Raw genomic sequence first — 25027 nt, 5'->3', positions numbered from 1 at the left:
TGTCTTTTTTTTTGCCTATGAAATTGAGTGTCGGTACCGCTTTCCTAAATTCCCTGCTGATGTTCTGGCTTACCCTGTTGCTTGCGTTGAGTGCCTTGGTTGCAGCCGGTGTGTATCTGGATATTGCTAACGAACGCAGTTATCAGCAACAGCTGCGCAGCAAGGTGTTGAATGAGCTGGTGGTGGTGCGAGCGCGGTTGGAAGGCAATATCTCATCGAATTTACAAACTGTGCGGGGGCTGGTGGCTGCGATTAGTGTTGAGCCGGATATGAAACAGCGACGTTTCGAACAGTTTTCACGACCGCTTTTTGATGATCGTTCGCAGCTGCGTAACATCGGTGCGGCACCGGGTATGGTGATTCGGTTGATGTACCCGCTGGAAGGTAATGAAGGGGCGTTGGGGTTGAATCTGGCGTCTAACCCGGAGCAGAAGGAAGCCGCTGAGCGAGTTCGCCGCTCAGGTGGGTTGGTGGTTGCGGGGCCGGTGAATTTGGTTCAGGGCGGGCAGGGAATTATCGGCCGTATACCTGTGTTCATTTATTCCGAGGACGATTTACAACGTAAATTCTGGGGCGTGGTGTCCGCAGTGATCGATACTGGTCGGCTCTATGCTGCCAGCGGTCTGGACCAAAAGGATCTTCCCATACGTATTGCCATCCGGGGAAAGGATGGCTTGGGTGCTGATGGCGAGCTGTTTTATGGGCCGTCTGACGTGTTTGAACATCAGCCTGTGCTGGCGGATGTTAGTTTGCCAAATGGCAGTTGGCAGATGGCGGCTATTCCTAAAGGGGGCTGGGCACAAAAGGCGGCCAATGTCTGGTGGGTTCGGTTGGCGATACTGCTAGGTGCGATACTGGTGCTGGTACCGATATTCTTGGCTTTGCACTTGGCACGGAAAAGACAGGATGATGCCTTGCGCCTGCGCAGTTTGTTCGAGCTATCACCGGTGGGTATTGTGCTTAAGGACTTCAATAGCGGCCAAATTATCGAATTCAACGATGCTCTGGCTGAACCCACCGGTTACACCCGTGAAGAATTCATCGGGCTAAGTGACCAGGACCTGACGCCGCCAATGTATCTGGAAAAAGATGCGCAGGAGTTGGAGCGACTGCAGGAAGACGGCCGCTATGGCCCTTATGAAAAAGAATACCTTTGTAAAGACGGTAGCCGCTATCCGGTTTTGCTCTATGGTATGTTGATTCGCGACAGCCGTGGCAAACCCATGATCTGGTCGATTGTGGAAGATATTTCGGCGCGTAAGCAAGCCGAAGACAAATTGGCTCAACAGCAGGAAATTCTCGAGCAAATGAGTGCCCAGGCCCGCATTGGTGCCTGGGAAGTGGATATGGTAAATGGCGATATTTACTGGTCGTCGATGACCAGGGATATCCATGGAGTTGACGACGACTATATTCCCGAGCTGGAGTCAGCGATCGAATTCTATAAGGAAGGCGAAAGTAGAGATGCGATACAACGGGCGCTGGATCTCGCGACCACCCAAGGTGAACCCTGGAGCCTGGAAGTTCAGTTGGTGACCGCCAGTGGCCGCGAAATCTGGGTGGCCGCAACCGGACGCGCGGAGTTTCGTTACCAAATCTGCACCCGGCTTTTTGGTTCCTTCCAGGATATAGACAACCGCAAGCGCACCCAGCTGTTTGACGAACAGATTTCCCGTCACAACAAAGTACTGGCCGCGCTGACGGTGCACGGGGCCATTCTGTCCGGGCGGTTACAGCAGGCAAAAAGCGAGCTTGTGGAGCGCATGGCCAGTGCGCTACAAGTGGACAGGGCCAGTATCTGGCTATTCTCGGCAGATCAGCAGCAGATGTCGTGCATTTCATTGTACACCAGCAAGGATCACGCGTTCGACGAGGGGCAGGTATTAACGCGTCAAGCGTTCCCCGGCTATTTTGATGCGCTGTTTGAGCAACCCCAAATTGCGGTGGAGGACGTTGCCCAGCACAAGCTTAGCTGCGATTTCACTGAACACTATCTGATGCCATTGGGTATTACTTCTGTGTTGAATACGGTGATTCCCGGTGGTGACGGAATCGTTGGCGTTATCAGCGCTGAGCATACCGGTCCTGTTCGGGCCTGGTCGAAGTCAGAGCTTGCATTTATGGTGTCGCTGGCCACGTTGGTCAGTAGTGTTATTGCATCCGAGCAGCGTCATCAGGCAGAACAGGCGCTCATCAAAGCAAAAGATGCAGCGGAAGCGGCCGGTCGCGCTAAGAGTGAATTTCTGGCGACGATGAGCCATGAGATCAGAACCCCCATGAACGGGGTGCTGGGTATGTTGAATTTATTGTTACGGCCTGGCCTGGATGCCGATCAGGCACACAAGGTGACAATAGCAAAAACCAGTGCAGAATCCCTATTGAGTTTGCTCAATGAAATATTGGATTTTTCTAAGGTAGACGCCGGTAAGCTCGAACTGGAAGAACTGGATTTCGATTTGCGTGGGTTGTTGGGTGAATTGGCCGAATCCATGGCAATAAGAGCCCAGGAAAAAGGTTTGGAACTGGTATTGGATCTAACCAATATCGAACAATCCCATGTTAAAGGTGATCCGGGCCGGCTACGACAGATTTTAACCAACTTAGTGGGTAATGCCATTAAGTTTACCCATCAGGGTGAAGTGGTGATTCGTTGCGGGGTACAGACCGTTGCGGATGGATTGCTATTGAATGCAAGTGTAATTGACTCCGGCATCGGGATTCCCCGGGATAAGCTGGCGGGATTATTTAAACCGTTTACCCAGGTCGATGCCAGTACCACCCGTCAATACGGGGGTACCGGACTCGGACTGGCGATTTGTAAGAAAATTTGTGAGTTAATGCAGGGTAGCATCCAAGCCCAGAGTGAACCGGGGTCCGGCAGCCGTTTTGACTTCGATCTGCTTTTACAGCCCAGTGCACTGGCGAAACCCATTGCCTCGCTGGCGGATATTACCTCTTTGAATCTGCTGGTGGTGGATGATAATGCCACTAGCAGGCAAGTGCTCCGCAGCCAGCTTGAACACTGGGGTGCCTCGGTGACGGATGCGGCCAGTGGCGCGCAGGCTTTGACGTTATGCCAGGCACACAGCAAGTTGGCTCCGGCCAACGCTACTGCAATTTCGCCTCCTTTTGATATCGCCTTGCTGGATATGCACATGCCGGGGATGAATGGGGCGGAGTTGGGGCAGCGCTTGAAAGCGGATCCTCGATTCAGTGCGATGCCCCTGGTGATGATGACGAGCATGGGCCACCGCGGCGATGCCAATCATTTTGCCGAGCTGGGGTTCTCGGCCTATTTCCCCAAACCGGTGACAACTGCCGATCTGTTTGTTGCACTGGCAGTTGTTGCTGCGGATGGGCCGGAGTTGCATCAGGCGAAACCGCTGGTAACGCGTCACTACCTCAAAACCTTGCGTTCCGACGTAGCTCCTTTTGATCCCCGTGCACCTATTGCCTGGCCGGAGCGTACCCGCCTTCTAGTGGTGGAGGATAATGCCGTTAACCTTGAAGTGACCAAAATGATGTTGTCCGAGTTGGGGCTGGTGGCCGATGTGGCGGGCAATGGCAAGGAGGCGTTGAAGGCGATTGCAGCCGCTGCAGGAACAGATCCTTATACAATGGTATTGATGGACTGTCAGATGCCGGAACTCGATGGGTATGAGGCAACCCGGTTGATCCGCGCAGGCCAAGCCGGGCCTGCCAATAGAGACGTCGTCATCGTAGCGATGACAGCTAATGCCATGAAAGGCGACGAAGAGCGTTGCCTGCAGGCAGGCATGGATGATTATCTTAGCAAACCATTAGATCTGGCGGAGTTATCGCGCAAGCTGCGGAAGTGGATTATTACGGGTGGTGACCAGGCAGACAATCGAATATCGCCCCCTGAGATTACTAATGAAAATGCTGATCCAGATTTTTTGGTCTGGGACGAGGCATCGGCCTTGCGTATGTTGAAAGGTAAGCGGGAGCGTTTGCGAATGTTGTTGCAAATTTTCTGTGACAGCTTGCCTGAGCGATTGGAGCAATTACAAAAGGCAATAGATGAATGGGATTTGCAGAAAATCGACGCCGTAGCTCACTCGGTAAAGGGCAGTGCGAGTCAATTGAAAGCGCCCAAACTGGATGAATGTGCCAGAGCATTAGAAACGGCCTCCAGAGAAAGAAATGCGCAGCTTGTTCAAACACTGTTACCGGAATTTAAACAGGCCTGTGATGAGTTGCTTCAGTATTTTTTGCAATTCCTGAAGCAAGAAAAAGACTATTGATCAAACCCTGGTTACTGGACTGGAATTGAAATTATTCCATTCGTTTATAAACGTCTCCGTTATAAATAACCGTTTTAAAATCTGTTAAAGGATAGATTCAGGTTTGATCGCGATTTTAGACCGCTCAAATGGTTCGTATGACTGTGACAAGAAAGGCCAAAAAAAAACTAATTAATAAAGCGTGAATATGAATATACATAAAACATGTGGTGCGTTTTTAGTTTGAGCTTTTAGTACAAAAATGGTCTTTTTTTCATATGTTTCTGCTTTGCAACGATATATTCGTTGCAGGACGATTTCCTGCCCTTTAGCTATCGCGTTAATACTTGTAGGTCAATATTCTTCATCTAGCCTTTTAATTACTAAAAGGAAAAATGCTTTTCATTGATCTAGGCATAATAGTCGCAGGGATGCAAAATATATGGTTGTCCTAAAAAAGATAGTTACATTTGTGCGCGAAAAACTAAACCAATTTTTCATTTCGTTGGTGTTTTTGTGTATCGCTAATGCTGCTTTTTCGGCCACCAAACTCACCTTTAACGGTACTCCAACAGTGACGGGCGGCGGTGGCCAGGGCACTACTGCATTGTGGGAAGATGTTGCAATAGTTAACGGTCAGTCCATTGATGCGGTTGTGACCATTGTGACGATTTCAACGGGATCGACGATCAATTTTGTGACTGCAGGTGACGATGCGCGCGCAGAATATAACTATGGATCAGCTGCCGGTACTTCAGTCGCTGCGCTCACTTATGCCTTTTATATCGCTGATACTTACAATACGGTGGGCGAGCAAGCCGTTACTATCGTTCCCTCAGCGGTGTTCAAGGATATTGATCAGCCTTCGGATGAAACGGTCATCGTCGCGTTAGATGAAGTTGCTTCCTATACTCGTGATACCCCTACAGATATTGTTGCGACGAGCGATGCAACTTCAATCACATTTACCTCAACAGGAGATGGCGTTGCGACAGATAAAAATCTCGCTGTGCAGATTGACTTTAATCCTGTCCCGCAAATAAATGTCCAATTTTCAATTACGAGTTCAACCCGCTTCTTCGATTTTGACGGTGATGTGGATTTTGTTTTTGATTCACCCAATAAAACCACTTCCGATGTGACACCACCGGCCATACCCACCGTGGTGTCGCAAACAACAAATAACACCACACCAACGCTTTCCGGAACGGCAGAAGCATTCAGTACCCTGACCATCGCCGTTGGTGGCGCAACGTATGAGGTGCTGGCAGAATCCAATGACACCTGGAGCTTGGATACCAGTACCGCAACACCGACCTCCGGAGCGTTTAGCCCTGACGTCAATGGAACGAACGAAGTTTCGATTACGAGTGCCGATGCGGCCGGCAATACCGCCAACGATGGCACTTCAAATGAATTGACAATCGATACCACGGCACCCGACGTTGCCATTCAAAATGCACCGGCGATCGTGAATTCGGTAGACCCGTTTGAGGTGACGGTGCAGTTCACGGAAACAGTGACTGGTTTTGTCGCCGGAGATGTATCGGTGGGTAATGGAACGGTAACGAATTTTACCGCAGTCGATGGTGATACCTATACGGTGGAAATCACTCCGGATGGTGTCGGCGATGTTACGGTCGATGTGGCATCAGCCGTGGCACAGGATGCCGCCACTAACGACAATACCGCTGCTACCCAGGTGAGTACTACCTACGATGCAGTTGCGCCAACGGTTGCAATTCAAGGTGCACCAACAATTGTGAATTCCACCACCCCGTACAATGTGACCGTGCAATTCAGCGAAACGGTAACCGGATTTGTAGCCGGCGATGTGACCGTAGGAAACGGTTCAGTAACGGACTTCACTGCCGTTGATGGGGATACCTATACGGTAGAGATTACACCCAATGGTGCTGGAAATATTACCATTGATGTGGCATCAGCCGTGGCGCAGGATGCGGCGGCTAACGATAACACGGCTGCAACCCAGGTCGGCACAACATACGATATTGTTCCACCGTCCGTTACTATACAAAATGCCCCCGCCATTGTTAATTCTGCTGATCCGTTTGACGTCACGGTTCAATTCAGTGAAGACGTGACCGGATTTGTTGCCGGGGACATTACTGTGGGTAATGGTGCCGTAACCAGCTTTACAGCGGTAGACGCTGATACCTACACCGTAGAGATTACCCCCAATGGCGCCGGCGACGTCGCCATTGATGTGGCATCGGCCGTGGCGCAGGATGCGGCCAACAATAACAACACGGCTGCAACGCAAACCAGCACAACATACGATGTCGTGCCACCCACGGTCGCCATCCAGAGCGCACCGGCGATCGTGAACTCCGAAGATCCGTTTGATGTAACGGTCCAGTTTAGTGAAGTCGTGACCGACTTTGTGGCCGGGGATGTCACCGTAGCGAACGGGACGGTAACCAATTTCACTGCGGTTGATGGTGATACCTATACGGTGGAAGTGACTCCCAGTGGAACCGGTGACCTTACGATTGATGTAGCCTCCGCAGTGGCGCAGGATGCAGCCGGTAACGATAACACCGCAGCGACACAAGTCAGCACAACTTACGATGCTGTGCCTCCCACGGTCGCTATCCAGAATGCGCCCAACATAGTGAACACCGCCGACCCGTTCGATGTGACAATTCAATTCAGTGAAGTGGTGACCGGATTTGTAGCCGGAGATGTTGCTGTAACTAATGGCTCGGTAACGGCGTTCAGCGCCATCGATGGAGATACTTATACCGTCGAAGTCACACCCAGCGGCGCAGGAGACATTGCAATTGATGTCGCATCGGCAGTGGCACAGGACGCAGCTAGCAACGACAATACGGCGGCTACGCAGGCCAGCACAACCTACGATATTGTTTCACCAACGGTGGCGATTCAAGGCGCACCGGCAACCGTAAACTCGCTGGATCCATTTAATGTGACGGCCCAATTCAGTGAATCAGTCACCGGGTTCGTTGCTGGGGATGTGGTTGTATCCAACGGTACAGTGACGGCCTTTACCGCTGTGGATGGGGATACCTATACGGTCGAAATCACACCCAGCGGAGCCGGAGACCTGACAATCGATGTGCCGCTTGCAGTGGCGCAGGATGCTGCCGGTAACGATAATACGGCGGCTGCGCAGGTGAGCGCACCGTACGATTCTGTGCCTCCCTCAGTGGCCATTCAGGGCGCTCCAGCCACATTTATTCCCAATGACCCGTTCAGCATCCAGGTTCAATTCAGCGAAGACGTGAGTGGATTTATTGCTGCTGACATGGTTGTTACCAACGCTTCGATCAGTTCTTTTACCAGCGTTAATGCTTCTACTTATAACGTTCAGATTACGCCTAGTGGTGCAGGTAATATCTCAGTTGATGTGCCGTCCGCCGTGGCTCAGGATGCGGCAAATAATGATAACACTGCAGCGTCGCAGGCAGTGGTTCTGATTGACACCGATGGCGACGGCCTATCGGATGATGATGAAGGAATGGGAGATAGTGACGGCGACGGCATCCCGGATCATCTGGATACGTCCATCGACGAAGATAACGATGGTGTACCGGATATTCTTGAAAGTAATGCGGATAACGACGGCGATAGTTTAGGAAACGCCTTTGATACCGACAGTGACAACGATGGACTGCCGGATGCTTTGGAAGCGGGGCTGAGCGGCGTCGACACCGACAATGATGGCATCGACGATATCATGGATATTGATCAGACATCAGGTCCGGATACGAACAGCGACGGCATTGATGATAATTATGTTTTACCCGATACGGACCTGGATGGCATAGCAGATTACATCGACCAGGACAGTGATAATGACGGTATTCCGGATGCACTTGAAGCAGGGCTCACTGGCGTCGACACCGATAGCGATGGTATCGACGACATCATGGATGCCGATCAAACGCTGGGCCCCGATCTTAATAATGACGGTATAGATGATAACTTTACGTTCCCCGATACGGATCTGGATGGCATTGCTAATTACCTGGATCCTGACAGTGATAACGACGGCATACCCGACATCCTTGAATCAGGTATCTCCGGAGTGGACACCGATCTCGATGGTATTGATGATGTGTTTGATGTTGACCAGACCGGTGGGTTCGACACCAACAATGATGGTATTGACGATGCTGTAACTCTGTCTGATGTCGACAACGACGGTATTGCCGACGCTATTGATGCAGATTCGGATAATGACGGGTTACCGGATGCGTTAGAAGCGGGGCTGTCAGGCATCGACACGGACAGCGATGGTATCGACGATATTATGGATGTCGATCAGACCTTTGGTGATGATCTGAATAACGACGGAATCGATGACGCATACAGCCCGGTGGATACTGACCAGGACGGCCAGGCGGACCTGGTTGACACTGACAGTGATAACGATGGTATTACAGACTTGATAGAAGTGTCGGCATCCGGGTCTGACGCTGACGACGATGGTATTGACGACGATTTCGATGTGGATGTAACTACCGGCAATGATCTGAATAATGATGGTGTTGATGATGCTGTTGCTGCACTGGATAGCGATGGTGACGGTACGCCGGATTATCTGGATTTGGACAGCGATAACGATAGTTGGAACGACATTTCCGAAGCGGGTTTGGTGGACACCGATGAAAACGGATTACTTGATAGCGGCGATAGCGTGGTTGTTAGTGAAGCCGACAGCGATGGTGATTTGATTCCGGATAGGCTGGATGTGGATTCCGATAACGATGGCACCAACGATATTGACGGGACTGCTTATTGGTATCTTGATGAGGACCTGGACGGTCGTATTGACCTTGTGCAGGATACGGACTCCGACGGTATTCCTGATGTGACCGATGGTTTAACCAATGATTTCGGAACGGCGCCCGATTCCGATAACGACGGCGTGCCCATTCCGTTGGATGGTGATGACGATAACGATGGCATCAGCGATGTTGTTGAAGGCTCTTTGGACAGCGATCTGGACGGAGTGGTCGATTCCCAGGATCCGGACAGTGATAACGACGGTATACCGGATTGGCAGGAGGCGCCCGGGATCGTGGCCTCCGGGTCGGATCTGGATCACGACGGCATCGACGATGTATACGATGTCGACCTGGTCGGCGGGTTGGATGTCAATGGTGATGGAATAGCGGATCAGTTTGATGGGGTGGATACAGATTCAGATTCACTACCCAACTACAGGGATTCAGACAGCGACAACGATGGCCTTTCCGATTCCCTTGAAAGTGGTCTTCACGAACCATTGGGCACCGACAGTGATGGGGATGGCATAGACGACCGGTACGATGTCGACATCACCGGTGGAACCGATTTGGATAATGATGGTATCGATGATGTTGCGTTGATCGATAGCGACAGCGATGGTGACGCCGATTACCTGGACACCGATAGTGATGGGGACGGCACTCCGGACAGTGAAGAAGAGTTAGCCGATTCTGACGGTGATGGTATTCCTGATTACCTGGATGTATCAAGCGACGAAGATGGTGATGGCATACCGGATATCATAGAAGGCAATTCGGATACGGACGGTGATGGTCTTGTGGATGCACTGGATTCCGACGCGGACAATGATGGTATTTCCGACCGGTTTGAAGCTGGGCTGTCGGGTGTGGATTCCGATAATGATGGCATTGATAATGTGTTTGATGTCGACTTTACCGGTGGCAACGATAGCAATAACGATGGCATTGATGACGCAGCGGTGCTTCGGGATACGGATAATGATGGCATAGTCGATAACTACGATCTGGATTCCGATGGTGATGGCTTGCCCGACAGTTGGGAGGCGGGTCTGACCGGATTGGATACCGATAATGATGGCATTGACGATGCGATGGATGTGGATGTTACCCAAGGTAGTGATCTGAATAACGATGGTATTGATGACAACTTTGCGCTAGCGGATAACGATTTGGATGGCGTGCCCAATTATCGTGATACGGATAGCGATAATGACGGTGTTGCAGATCTTTTGGAATCATTACTGAGTTCAGCGGATAGCGATCTTGATGGTATTGTTGATGCTATCGACGTCGATCAGACCGGCGGCAACGATAGCAATAACGATGGCATTGATGATGCTTTGGCTGCTGTAGATAGCGACCTGGACGGTGTGGCCGATTATCTTGATCTGGACTCCGATAATGATGGCGTGCTGGATATTATCGAATCCGGGCATGTTGACCTGGATAAAAATGGTCTACTGGATGTGTCTGATAGCGTGTTCTTCATAGAAAATGATCTGGACGGCGATGCGATTCCGGATCGCATTGATCTTGATAGTAATAACGACGGTAACTTCGATATTTTATCAACCTCTTTGTTCCAGTTGGATCGCAATTCAGATGGCCGGATTGATGTAACGTTTGACGCTGATGGTGATGGCATTGATGACCTGGCAGACGAGGAGAGTTCACTCCATGGGACGTTGGCTGATCCGGATGGAGACGGGATTCCCAGCGCCATTGACGCTGATGATGACAATGATGGTCTTAGCGATATTCTCGAAGGCGATGGTGACAGTGACGGCGATGGCTTGATTGATCGGTTGGATCGTGACAGTGATAACGACGGTATTCCTGACCGTGTTGAATTTTACGGCAACATCAGATTGTCCGGTTTGGATGCAGACTTTGATGGTATAGATGACGTATTCGACGCGGATCTTACCGGTGGAGTAGATCTCGACCTGGATGGCATTGTTGATTCGAGCATTAGTATTGATATCGATGGCGACGGCGTTCCGAATCACCTGGACATAGACAGTGACAATGACGGCATCAGCGATACCAGCGAAGCGATTTTGGTCGTGCTTTCCGGGTTGGATTCTGATCTTGATGGCATTGACGATAGTCTTGATGTTGATTTGCAGGGCGGTGCAGACGAAGACGGCGACGGCATATCCGATGCGCTAGTCAGTTTTGCGGATATTGATAGCGATGGATTGCCTGCGTTTCTCGATAATGACAGTGATGGCGACGGTTTCACGGATGATCAGGAGCAAGGTGATTTCAATAACGATGGAATACCCGATTCAGAGCAGGGCCAAGAAGAAATTGAAACTTCGCTGGAAGGTCACGGTGGCGCATTTGCAAGCTTATGGATGTTGCTTTTGTTGATGTTCATTCCGCTGAGAAATAGAAAAGGAAGACAGCATTGAAATTATTTACCAATATATCGTTAAGCGGGATTGCGCTAGGTTTATTCGTTAACGTGGCTCAAGCTGATGGAGAATCCTGTCAATCTTTCAGTGAAAGCTGGGAACTGCGCAACTGTTGGTATTTGGGTGTCGGCCTGAATATAAGTGATCTGAAGCCGGATTCCAGCAAAACCAGTTGGGAAGTGACGGATGATAGTGATCAAGGTTTTAGCTTGCACTTGGGTGTGAATTTAACACATCACGTTTTCACGGAATTGAGTTACAGCGATCTGGGCGAGTCCACTCTGGAGAGCCGCAATCCGTTTATTACGAATAAAGAATTCATTAGCTATAAAGTGCCGGCACTGTGGCTTGGTTATTATCTTCGTGGTTATGAAGAAAGTCGAGACTGGGACATCTATGTGAAGGTGGGAGTCGGTGGTATCACGAACGACAGTTCAAGTGAATTGTTGCCGTATAAGGAGCAAACATCCTGGCAGTTAGCGCTTGCCGTTGGCGCAGAATATAAGCTGAGTGAGCACTGGGATGCGCGGCTTTCATTTTTTAGTTTTGATGAAGATGCGCGAGGTGTCGGCCTTTCACTAACAAGGGATCTTGTATTTTAACCAGTAGTGACGAGTAACATTGGGTAAGCAATAAGCTGTTTATGACTTTTTAGCATAAACCGTTTTATCGACGTTTTTTATATCGGCTATGAATCAGACAGTTAGCATTAGAACAGTAAAAAAAAGCATTAGCGACGGGGTATCCATGCCATATCAATCCTTTGCTGACCCTCTCATGTATTAGACTGTAAATTAATCAATAAGGAATTGTTTTAACGATCCTAAACGGATTATTGAATGGCGATTTTAGTAGGTAAGTGATCATGGAAGGTAGTAAAAACGATACTCAGGTGCAGGACGCAAAAGCAGCCGTCCAAGAAGAGTTGCAGGTGAATGTCGATGATCCGGTGTCGATGAGTGCATGGCAATCCCCGGTCAAATTGGATTTAGACGCAAGGGAATCCGAGGTAAACCATGCCATATTGCAAACCTATGATTCGAAAGAACTGGATTTGGAAGAATTGGAAGTTAATGCCATTGATTCCAATGAAGATGAATCCGACGACGAAAGCCAGGAAGAGTCGGCGTCAGAAAATAGTCTGGACCTAAGCAATACGTCGAGGAAAACACAATCTGAAGATGCCGAGGGTCTTCAATCCCAAGAATCTGAAAACCAATCTGAAAGCAGTTCTTCTAGTTCCGATGCCGATTCATCATCCAATACTCCTGTAGATACCCAAAGCCGTTTTGATCCAGATCTAGATGAAGACGATGATGCGTTTAATGTAGAGGGTTTGTTTGCTTCGTCTGTCGGGTTGGTTAATTCGAATGTTACGGTTGGCGTGACGGATGAAAGCACAGAAGAACCATCGGAAGAAGTTTTATCCAGTACAACCGAAAGTGATAGTGAACGTGATAACACGTCCGCAAATGAAGATCCTGAAATCATTCTGTCCTTGGATGATGAAGGCAATTTAACCAATCAAACCGTAGATAGAAATGATGCGTTAGATTCCTCCGATAATCAATTTGATAGCGTAATAGTGGGTAGTCCGGATTCGATATCTCCTCCTCAAATAACACTTTCAGTCTCACCTACTTCTGGAACCGTAGAACAAAATGGTTTTTTTACGCTGGATATATTAAACGATTCCGGCGATATCCGGATTCAGAATGTCACCATTATTAACAGCCTTGATCTGGATGGAAAGGGCGTTGTTTCGATTACCGATAACCAGATTTCTTATGATCCAGGAAATGCCTTTGATTATCTGCCAGAAGGCCAATCTGAAAACGTTGTAATTCGGTTTATAGCAACTGATGTGCAGGGAAACAGTGTCGAGTCTGCGGCGACTATCGAAGTGACTGGCACTAATGATGCACCGGTTCTTGGCTTGGGATCCGGTACCACCGATCAAGATACAACTTTGGCGCTGGATGTGTTGGCGAGCGCCAGCGATCCCGAGGATGACGTATTAACACTTTCGAATGTCTCCCTCGATTCCGGATTGGGATCGGTTTCAATCATTAACAATGAGTTGGTTTACGATCCTGCGGGTAATTACGATGGCTTGAACGATGGTCAAAGTGCCGAAGTTGTTGTTTCGTACACGGTAACGGACGCCACTGGTGAGACAAGTCAATCTACGGCCACTATTTCAGTTACCGGCACAAACGATGCGCCAGTACTCGGCTTGGTGTCTGGTACCACCGATCAGGATACAACATTGACGGTCGATGTATTGGCCGGTGCTGTCGATCCGGAAGGCGAAATTTTAACTTTATCAAATGTGTCTTTGGATTCCGGATTGGGGTCGGTTTCAATCGTTAACAATGAGCTGGTTTACGATCCAGCCGGCAACTACGACAGCTTGGCTGACGGTCAAAATGCTGAAGTCGTTGTGTCCTACACAGTCACAGATGCTACCGGAGAAACAAGTCAATCTACGGCGACGATCTCGGTCACTGGCACAAACGACGCGCCGGTACTTGGAGTGGTGTCTGGTACCACCGATCAAAATACGGCTTTGACGGTCGATGTGCTGGCGAGTGCCAGCGATCCGGAAGGGGATGTTTTAAGTCTATCGAATGTGAGTTTGGACTCGGGTTTAGGATTGGTGTCCATTGTTGACAATGAACTGGTTTACGATCCTGCCGGCAACTACGACAGCTTGGCTGGCGGCCAAAGTGTGGAAGTGGTTGTCTCCTATACGGTCACTGATGCGACTGGAGAAACAAGTCAATCGACGGTATCGATTTCAGTAACGGGTGCGAATTATGCACCGGTACTCGCGGTGGTATCGGATACCACCGATCAAGATACGACTTTGACGGTGGATGTGTTGGCAGGTGCCAGTGACCCTGAAGGTGATGTGTTAACTGTTTCGAATGTGGTGATCGATTCCGGGTTGGGTTCAGTTTCAATCGTTAACAATGAATTGGTTTATGACCCAGCCGGTAATTACGATGGATTGGCGAGTGGTCAGAGTGCTGAAGTTGTAGTGACATACACGGTTACTGATGAAGGAGGAAATAGTGTTGATTCTACTGCGACCATTTCGGTAACGGGCACAGATGATGCGCCGGTTCTGGGAGTGGTTTCCGGCACCACCGATCAAGATACAAGTTTGACAGTGGATGTGCTGGCTAGTGCCAGTGATCCGGAAGGTGACGTATTAACTCTATCCAATGTCACTCTCGATTCCGGCTTGGGATCGGTGTCCATAATTGGTAATGAATTAGTCTACGATCCTGCGGGCAACTACGATAGTTTGGCTGACGGTCAAAGTGCTGAAGTTATTGTGTCGTACACCGTTACTGATGCGACTGGGGAAACAAGTCAATCTACGGCAACTATATCGGTCACTGGCACAAACGATGCGCCGGTTCTGGGAGTGGTTTCTGATACCACCGATCAAGATACAACGCTGACAGTGGATGTGTTGGCAAGTGCCAGCGATCCGGAAGGTGACGTATTAACTCTATCGAATGTCAATTTGGATTCGGGTTTAGGATCAGTGTCCATTGTTGACAATGAATTAGTCTACGATCCTGCGGGTAATTACGACAGCTTGGCTGACGGTCAAAGTGCTGAAGTCGTTGTGTCCTACACAGTCACAGATGCTACCGGAGAAACAAGTCAATCTACGGCAACTATATCGGTCACTGGCACAAACGATGCGCCAGTTCTGGGAGTCGTGTCAGATACCACCGATCAAAATGCGGCTTTGACGGTCGATGTATTGGCGAGTGCCAGCGATCCGGAAGGGGATGTTTTAAGTCTATCGTATGTGAGTTTGGACTCGGGTTTAGGATTGGTGTCCATTGTTGACAATGAACTGGTTTACGATCCTGCCGGTAATTACGACGGTCTGAGCGATGGTCAAAGTGTGGAAGTGGTTGTCTCCTATACGGTCACTGATGCGACAGGAGAAACAAGTCAATCGACGGTATCGATTTCAGTAACGGGTGCGAATTATGCACCGGTACTCGCGGTGGTATCGGATACCACCGATCAAGATACGACTTTGACGGTGGATGTGTTGGCAGGTGCCAGTGACCCTGAAGGTGATGTGTTAACTGTTTCGAATGTGGTGATCGATTCCGGGTTGGGTTCAGTTTCAATCGTTAACAATGAATTGGTTTATGACCCAGCCGGTAATTACGACGGATTGGCGAGTGGTCAGAGTGCTGAAGTTGTAGTGACATACACGGTTACTGATGAAGGAGGAAATAGTGTTGATTCTACTGCGACCATTTCGGTAACGGGCACAGATGATGCGCCGGTTCTGGGAGTGGTTTCCGGCACCACCGATCAAGATACAAGTTTGACGATCGATGTGTTGGCTAGTGCCAGTGATCCGGAAGGTGACGTATTAACTCTATCGAATGTCACTTTGGATTCGGGTTTAGGGTCAGTGTCCATCGTTGGTAATGAATTGGTTTACGATCCAGCCGGCAACTACGACAGCTTGGCTGATGGTCAAAATGCTGAAGTCGTTGTGTCCTACACCGTTACTGATGCGACTGGGGAAACAAGCCAGTCCACGGCTACGATTTCGGTCACCGGCACAAATGACGCGCCTATTCTCTCCGCGATATCCGACACCACGGATCAAGACACAAGTTTGACGATCGATGTGTTGGCAAGTGCCAGCGATCCGGAAGGGGACGTTTTAACTCTATCCAATGTCACCCTCGATTCCGGGTTGGGATCGGTGTCCATTGTTAACAATGAATTGGTTTACGATCCTGCAGGCAACTACGATAGCCTGGCTGATGGCCAAAGTACTGAAGTTGTTGTGTCGTACACAGTGACTGATGCTACCGGAGAAACAAGCCAGTCCACGGCTACGATTTCGGTCACCGGCACAAATGACGCGCCTATTCTCTCCGCGATATCCGACACTACGGATCAAGACACAAGTTTGACGATCGATGTGTTGGCAAGTGCCAGCGATCCGGAAGGGGACGTTTTAACTTTATCGAATGTTACCATCGATTCCGGCTTGGGATCGGTGTCCATTGTTGCTAATGAATTGGTTTACGATCCAGCCGGTAACTACGACAGCTTGGCTGACGGTCAAAGTGCGGAAGTTATTGTGTCGTACACAGTTACTGATGCGACTGGGGAAACAAGCCAGTCCACGGCTACGATTTCGGTCACCGGCACAAATGACGCGCCTATTCTCTCCGCGATATCCGACACCACGGATCAAGACACAAGTTTGACGATCGATGTGTTGGCAAGTGCCAGCGATCCGGAAGGGGACGTTTTAACTCTATCCAATGTCACCCTCGATTCCGGGTTGGGATCGGTGTCCATTGTTAACAATGAATTGGTTTACGATCCTGCAGGCAACTACGATAGCCTGGCTGATGGCCAAAGTACTGAAGTTGTTGTGTCGTACACAGTGACTGATGCTACCGGAGAAACAAGCCAGTCCACGGCTACGATTTCGGTCACCGGCACAAATGACGCGCCTATTCTCTCCGCGATATCCGACACTACGGATCAAGACACAAGTTTGACGATCGATGTGTTGGCAAGTGCCAGCGATCCGGAAGGGGACGTTTTAACTTTATCGAATGTTACCATCGATTCCGGCTTGGGATCGGTGTCCATTGTTGGTAATGAATTGGTTTACGATCCAGCCGGCAACTACGACAGCTTGGCTGACGGTCAAAGTGCGGAAGTTATTGTGTCGTACACAGTTACTGATGCGACTGGGGAAACAAGCCAATCTACGGCAACTATATCGGTCTCCGGCACAAACGATGCGCCGGTTCTGGGAGTGGTTTCTGATACCACCGATCAAGATACGAGTTTAACGGTGGATGTGCTGGCAAGTGCCAGCGATCCGGAAGGGGATGTTTTAACGCTATCCAATGTCACCCTCGATTCCGGGTTGGGTTCAGTTTCAATCGTGAACAATGAATTGGTTTACGATCCTGCGGGTAATTACGACAGCCTGGCTGACGGTCAAAGTGCTGAAGTTATTGTGTCGTACACCGTTACTGATGCGACTGGGGAAACAAGCCAGTCTACGGCAACTATTTCTGTTACCGGCTTAAATGCAGCGCCGATCCTGCAGGCGGATTCAGGTGTAACCGCATTCAGTGACTCATTGACATTGGACGTACTGGCAAATGACACCGATCCAGATACAAGTGATACGTTAACGATCACTGATGCCTCAATATCGAGCGGGTCTGGAACTGTGACCATTGTTTCTAATGAGCTATTGTTTGACCCAGATGGCCAGTATGATTCGTTGCGTCCCAGGGATACCTCAAGTGTAGATATTAGTTATACCGTTGAAGACAGTGCAGGGGAAAGCGCCCTTTCTACTGCAACAATACAAGTCAATGGATGGAATAATATCGTTCAGGGCACCGCTGATGCTGATGTGCTGGTTAGTGAATCCGGTAGAACGCTTATTTATGGTGGAGAGGGTACCGACTCCATCGAATACAACGTCGGCGACGGATACGATTATATTAGTGGTAGTGATGGAGCGGATGTGCTTACAGTGAATGCCACTACGGGTTCTAATCTCTTAATAGAAGATGCAGCAACGTACAATTCCCGAACCGGGCTGAGTGTGGAATCCAATCTGATCATGCTTACCGTAGATGGAAGCGTTGCAGCCGAGATCGAAGGAATAGAGCAGCTAAATTTAAATGCAGACGCCACAGACAGCATCACAATCAGTGGTGATTTTACTCAATCCGATTTGGTGGTGAATGGGCTGATAATCAATTCGGTGGTCACTGATGTGGATGTGGATGCAAGCCTGATCAGCTCCAACCACGGTATCCAATTCAACGGAACGTCGGGTTCTACAACGACCATTGGCGGTCAAGGCGATGATGTCTTCGAGGGTGGAGGGGACGCTGATTCCTTAGCAGGTGGCGCGGGTAATGATTTATTTAATTACAACGTCGGTGAAGGATTCGATTTTATAGATGGCGGAGTTGATCAAGATACGTTGGTGTTTGAAAGTCCGGGATTATCGGTAGTTTTGGTGGAAACGGCGTTTATATTCAATCTCAGGACAGGTTCGAGCATACCATCAGATCATTTTGTCGTCAGTGTAAATACCGTTCCAGCGGTACAAGCGGTAAACATCGAAAATTTTGAAATTCACGCTGGTGACAATGATCATATATTACTAGTTGGCGATTTCTCATCTACCACTTTGAGCACTGATATTCAAATTCTTGGTGCAACTCAAAACACAATAATCGATGGCTCCCAAATCTTATCAGATCACTCTATTTCAGTGATCGGGGATGTGGGTGCTGAAACGGTGATTGGTACTATCAATGCCGATGTTATTGCCACCGGCGATGGTGACGATATTCTTCAATCGATCGGTGCGGGTGACGTAGTATCAACAGGTCAGGGAAGCGACGCCATTTCAGCGGTTATTGAGGATGGACTAATTACGATTGATTCAGGGCTGGGAAGCGATTTGCTGACGCTCGACTGCTCAGGCGTGAGTTCACTCTTGATTGAAGATGCAGCCAGTTATCTGTTACGGACAGGTGAATCCTTGATCGATGCAGCATTGATTATTACAGCGGATAATACTACTTCGCTGTTAATAGATTCGGTAGAGCTGTTGAATCTCAACGTCGATTTAGCCACCAATACGATATTGTCGGGGGATTTGAGCCTGGCAGGCCTTGATACTAATGGACTGAATATATCAGTCATCGGCGGTGGGTCTGCAACAGTCGATGTATCGAACCTGACCTCGATTCACGAACTGAATAGCGGCCTCAGCGAAGGCTTAACCCTGGTTGGCGATCTCCTAAGCAATACGATAACCGGTACGGTAAATGACGATTATATCGACGGGTTGACCGGAAGCGATATTCTATCCGGTGGTAGTGGGCATGACACGTTGATTAATGGACTCGGGAATGATCAGTTGTTTGGCGAAGCCGGAGACGACCTTTTTGTTATGGGCTTACTCAGCGGAGTGGATGTGGCCGATGGAGGAGTCGGCTGGACTGATACCATCGATGTGCTGGCAGGAGTAGCGACCATAGCCTCACTTGAAATTAACGGGGTTGTCACGGCTGTCGATATATTTTCTGATGGCATAGATCTTTCCGCAGACAGCTTTGGTTCGGTGACGTTGATCGATGGGTCCTATCTGGATTTTACCAATATGGAAAGAATAGATTGGTAATTTACTTTATTTAAATCACTTGTTTACTACGCTTAAGAAAAGAGAAATATATTCAGGGAAGTAATGGCATTGCACCATTACGTGGAACTTACGTCTATGGGATGGATAAGTAGTATAAATTGGTTCAGAAGTGTTAGGGAGACGCCGTTAAGTACCAAGCTGGGGCAAGTCGTTTTTGGCATCAAACCAGAAATCGTGTTCGCAAGCTTTGTTATCAATCTACTTAGCCTGGCTCTTCCCATTGTTATTCTTCAGCTGTACGACCGGATTATCCCGCAGCAGGCTGTTCAAACATTGATCGCCCTGATGGTGGGGTTATTGGTCGTATGCTTATTCGATACTACGCTCAAAATTTGCCGTTCGGTGGTAATGGATCGCCTGGGTGCTGATTTTGAATTGACCACCACGTTACTCTTAATGGAGCGAATACTTCACTCCGACTTATCTGCATTTGAAGAAAGCCGGCACAGTGAATACTTGGATAAGTTCAAATCCATTGAACGAGTCAGGGAGATTCAGTTCGGACAAAACATCCTTTCTATATTCGATTTACCGTTCGTTGTCATATTTTTCGTAATGATTTGGGTGTTTGCCGGATACCTGGTCTTAATACCGATGGTGCTCTTTTTTGTATTCATTGCCTTTTTCCTGTTTGCCAGTAAAAGCTTGCATGATGCGATATTGAAACGCGACGGTTTGTTCGAGAAAAGACATAATTTTCTTATTGAAGTGCTTCAGGGCATGCAGACACTGAAACCACTGGCCATGGAATCACAAATGCTGCGCCGTCATGAACGAATGGCTGCAGAAACATCCGGAACGCTTTTCAGATTAGCTTACATAAATAATCTCATTCAATCAGCCACATCTTCGTTTTCCCAGATCGTAATTATCGCTTTTGTAACGGTTGGGGCTGTTTATGCTGTGAATGGCGACTTATCCATTGGTGCGTTGGCTGCGGGCAGCATGCTTTCAGGAAGAATATTACAACCCGCAACACGGGTTCTCAGCTTTTGGATGCAATGGCAAACGGCTAAAGTATCGGAAAGTAAAATAATTCACCTGCTCAACTTGCCACAGGAACCCAACGAAAAATCGGAAAGGGGTGTGCGTCTGAGCGGGAACATAGAACTTCTAAACGTGTGCTTTCACTACAAAGGTGAGGAGTTAGGGAATACATTAGAAAACCTATCGCTCACGATCGAAGAGAACAAGTTCATAACGATCACCGGTGAAAACGGGTGTGGTAAGTCAACACTGGTTAAACTGTTGTTGGGAATAGTCGATCCACAGCGTGGGGATGTTAGATATGATGATCGCTCTGTCACTGAATTAAACAAACAGTCATTACGGAATCAGATCGGTGTCGTGCCTCAAAGGGGTATGATCTTTGCGGGAACAATACTGGATAATCTGACCGGATTTAGAAAAGGAGAGGCAGTAACCCAGGCTTTGGATTATGCACACTTGCTGGGATTAAATGAAGATCTTACTTATATGCCTAACGGATTGGAAACCGAGGTTGACAGCAGCGCCGCGAACAATATGCCGGAAGGGCTACGACAAAGAATAGTGATGGTGCGAGCGCTGATTGGAAATCCGAAAATATTAATTCTAGATGATGCGAACACTGGATATGATAAAGAAAACTTTTCTCGTTTGTTTGAATATTTGAAAACGGTTAAAGGTAGAAAGACCATTATTCTTATAACGCAGCATCCTGCATTAATGAGCTTGTCGGATCACTGTTATAAAATGAAAGATGGAAATGTTAAGAAAATGTTTTCGCGGGTTGAGGTAGCAGGTTCCAGATCTGATACCCAAGAAGGTGGGCCAAATGAAAGTAAATAAAGCCCAGTTAATTCAGCATATAGTCGAAGGTGATACGGACGGCTTCGGTCAGTACAGCCCCTACGCCAGATCATTGATGCCGCTGCTCAGTGTAGTGGATTTTAAAGCCACCTTGAGGGATGTTGCCGAAGTCCTGCCTGAGGGCGATTTTGAGTTTGACCTTCCCTATCTCAGACTGATTTTATCCCGACTTGGTTGCACAACCGAGCAATTGAAAACCCGGATCGAAGATGTCCCTGCGCACCAGTTACCCTGCCTGTTCGTTTCGAATTCTGGTGACGTTTATGTGCTATATCAAAAAGAAAAAGATAAATACGTATTTCTGAACTGTATAACCGGTGTTACTTCTGTTGATGCATTGAGCAGCGTGGGGATGGCCTATTTCGTTAACCACGTTGGTGCTGAAGAAGAAAAAATTAAAACCAATCGGGATTGGGTGTGGGTGGTGCTGAAGCGCTTTTACCCCATTTTTAAGTATTTGTTCGGGCTCACATTAATACTGAACCTAACGGTGCTGTGCGTCCCTTTCTTTATAATGATTGTCTATGACTCTGTTATTGGAAATTCCGATCTGGAATCGCTATGGGCGCTAGCAGCGGGTGTTATTTTGGTCCTGGTGACTGACTTGGGCCTGAGGCTGATCAGATCAAGAATCATGGCCTTGCCGGCCGGCCGGCTGGATTACTTGCTAGCAACAGAAACATTAAAACAAGTTCTGTCGTTGCCGACCATAATGACAGAGAGGGCGTCGCTAACAGCTCAGCTCTCAAAGTTCAGGCTGTACGAAAGTATCAGGGAGTTTTTCACCGGGCCCACCGCGTTGCTGGTTCTGGAACTGCCCTTTGTGCCTCTATTTATTACGGTGCTGGCGGTGCTTGGTGGCAGTATTGCGTTGGTTCCGTTGGTTGTGATGCTGATTTTTCTGATAACCGGTATTTACGCAATACCGAAAATGAAAAGGATGATCGCAGAATCTGCAGAGCACAGAGCCAAACACGAGCAACTCACGATGGAGCTGTTAGGTGGCGTATTCGAAATAAAGATCATGGCCGACGAGGCAGGTTGGATGCGGCGCATACAAAAATCAGCCAAATTGGCTGCTTTCAGTAACTATAACGTCTCACGGGCGCACTCTCTGTTAAACAATTATACCCAGTCGATATTGTTCATTGCTTCTGTTGCCGTGGTCTGGATCGGTGGAACGAAAGCCATGGAAGGGCAAATAAGTATTGGCGCTTTGATTGCGTGTATGGCCATTCTTTGGCGTGTCGTTACGCCAATGCAAATGATGCTGCTTACTTATTTCAGCTTTGATCAAACTCTGAAGGGAATACAGGGCATAAACGAAATAATGGCGCTCAAGCCGGAGCGTAATTCAAGCAAATCATCCATGATGAAGCGGGAATATAGAGGCGACGTAAAACTGGAGAGGGTGAGCTTTCGCTATGGGCCGCACCTTGATCCTGTTTTGATTGGGGTTAGCTTTCATGTTAAGGAAAACGAATTTTTAGTTATTGCCGGCGGTAACGGCTCAGGCAAGTCCACGGTGCTGAAATTGCTTTGTGGTATGTACTTGCCACAGATAGGAAATATTTTGATTGACGATACAGACATTCGACAATTCAACACCACCGAGTTGCGCCACAAGATATCGTATGTACCCCAGTATCCACGCCTATTCACTGGCGACATCAGGTTTAACCTGAAATTAAGAGATATTATTGCCAGTGATGAAGTTGTTCTGAATGCATTAAAAATAGCAGGAATAGAGGAACAAATTCTTGCGCTACCGAATGGGTTGGATACGCAGATCGGGGGCTATGTGGGTGGCTCTGTCCCTTCCGGTATCCAGAGAAATTTATGTATAGCTCGCTCCATGGTCGGATCCTATCCTATCGTTATCTTAGATGAGCCCAGTGCAGGCCTCGATAAAGTGGGCACTGAAAACGTGGTGAATTTACTCAAAAATCTTAAGGGAAAGTGTACCGTTATCGTTACATCCCACGCCCCTGAAATAGTAGAGATAGCGGACAAGGTCGTTGAGATGGAAAGGGGGTTAGTTAAAAACGTCACAACCGCAGTGGACTATTTGGGTACGGACAAAAAGGCAGGGGTGTTACTAAAATGAAGTTAAAGGAATTTATTTATCGGAAACGACAGCACTCTGACAGTGAAGTCAACCAATACCTTATTCAGTCTATTGCGTTAGAAGATTACACGTCGGCTTATAAAATTAATCGCATAATGCGGCTCGTCTCTCTGTTGGTTATTGGATTGTTGTGTTGGTGCTATTTTACTTCGTTACCAGAGATTACTTCTGCCCAGGGTGAAGTAGTACCCCAAGGACGATTGCTGCGAGTCAAACATTTGGAAGGTGGCACAGTAGAAGATATCCTGGTTCGCAATGGCGACATTGTAGAAAGTGACCAACTGTTGCTCGTGCTGGACGATTCATTGTTGAAGTCTGAAATGAGAAGCCTTCAATCTTCCAAAGCCGGAATGTTACTGACGATCGAAAGGCTTAGTGCATTGTTGGATACGCGCGAACTCCAGATCGATCAGTGGAAAGCGGATTATCCGTTCCTGGTGGAGACTCAAATCGAGCATTATCAGCAACAGCTGGAAGGATATAAGTTCCGGAAAAACAGCATCGCACAGCAAAAAATACATAGAAAAATTGAATTGGACAGTAAGTCAGAGCAGCTAAACGCTGCACAGGAAGAACTGGATATACTCAGTCAAAATTACGATATGCATATGTCATTGTTCGAACGCGGTCTATTGTCGAAGTCGAATGCGCTGGATACAGCCGCATTGTTGGCAGCCTCGAGAAACCGGCTGGCTAAGATTAAAAATGAGATGGAGATAATTCGTCATTCATTGCAAGAACTGGAAGAAAAATCCCAGGAAATAACCGCTATGTGGCGGGAACAGCTGAACTCGGAAAAAACCAAGGTCGTGACCCAGCTTTCTGTCACCAATGAACAGATAGCGGAGATGAACACACGCATTAAAAAGATGAAGATATTCACCCCTGTAAATGGAATCGTAAAAGGTTTAACCGTCAATTCCAACCATACAGTGGTCGCGCCTGGCGAGATCATGATGGAAGTTATTCCTACGGATGATGAGCTTTTAGTTGAAGCAAGAATCGCGCCTGAAGATATCGGACACATCGCGATGGGGCATACAGCCGACGTCAAGGTCAGTAGCTATGAGCACCAAAAATTCGGCTCGATTAAAGGCGAAGTGATGAAGATGTCACCGTCAACGTACATCGATAGTGAGAATAATCCTTATTATCTAGCGGAAATTAAGCTCTCTAAAAGCTATGTCGGAACAAACTCGGAACTTAACCGTATTTATCCCGGCATGACCGTGCGGGCGGATATCATAACCAATCGTAAAACCATACTCGAGTATTTGCTGAGGCCTCTGCAGCGTGGCTTTGACGGCGCGTTCTCAGAAAGGTGATTGGGGTTGGCACTA

7 protein-coding genes are annotated in these 25027 nt (G+C 48.3%); all 7 read left to right on the top strand.

Features of this window, described 5'->3' with window-relative positions:
* Nucleotides 1-17: 17 nt before the first annotated feature.
* The 7 genes from FT643_RS13775 to FT643_RS13745 all read left to right on the top strand — a co-directional run bounded on the left by FT643_RS13775 (nt 18) and on the right by FT643_RS13745 (nt 25012).
* A complete protein-coding gene (locus FT643_RS13775; protein ID WP_232340224.1) occupies nt 18-4265 on the top strand; it encodes a response regulator in 4248 nt (1415 codons plus the stop codon).
* Nucleotides 4266-4716: 451 nt separating this feature from the next.
* The gene (locus tag FT643_RS13770; protein ID WP_156871990.1) at nt 4717-11439 is read left to right on the top strand and encodes an Ig-like domain-containing protein; all 6723 of its coding nucleotides are present in this window, start codon (nt 4717-4719) and stop codon (nt 11437-11439) included.
* Entirely contained in the window at nt 11436-12044 is a 609-nt protein-coding gene (locus tag FT643_RS13765; protein ID WP_156871989.1) for a porin family protein, read from the top strand. The genes FT643_RS13770 and FT643_RS13765 overlap by 4 nt, the downstream gene beginning before the upstream one ends.
* Nucleotides 12045-12307: 263 nt before the next feature.
* Entirely contained in the window at nt 12308-19687 is a 7380-nt protein-coding gene (locus FT643_RS13760; protein WP_156871988.1) for an Ig-like domain-containing protein, read from the top strand.
* 96 nt (nt 19688-19783) lie between these two features.
* Nucleotides 19784-21538 (top strand): peptidase domain-containing ABC transporter, encoded by a 1755-nt coding sequence (locus FT643_RS13755; RefSeq protein ID WP_198043534.1) that lies wholly within the window; start codon nt 19784-19786, stop codon nt 21536-21538.
* Nucleotides 21525-23666, top strand: coding sequence for a peptidase domain-containing ABC transporter (locus FT643_RS13750; RefSeq protein WP_156871986.1), 2142 nt, complete (start codon nt 21525-21527; stop codon nt 23664-23666). The genes FT643_RS13755 and FT643_RS13750 overlap by 14 nt, the downstream gene beginning before the upstream one ends.
* Nucleotides 23663-25012, top strand: coding sequence for an HlyD family type I secretion periplasmic adaptor subunit (locus tag FT643_RS13745; protein ID WP_156871985.1), 1350 nt, complete (start codon nt 23663-23665; stop codon nt 25010-25012). The genes FT643_RS13750 and FT643_RS13745 overlap by 4 nt, the downstream gene beginning before the upstream one ends.
* Nucleotides 25013-25027 lie beyond the last annotated feature (15 nt).

Source organism: Ketobacter sp. MCCC 1A13808, assembly GCF_009746715.1.
In the GTDB taxonomy this organism is placed as follows: Bacteria; Pseudomonadota; Gammaproteobacteria; order Pseudomonadales; family Ketobacteraceae; genus Ketobacter.
This window is presented reverse-complemented; position numbering and strand designations above follow the sequence as displayed.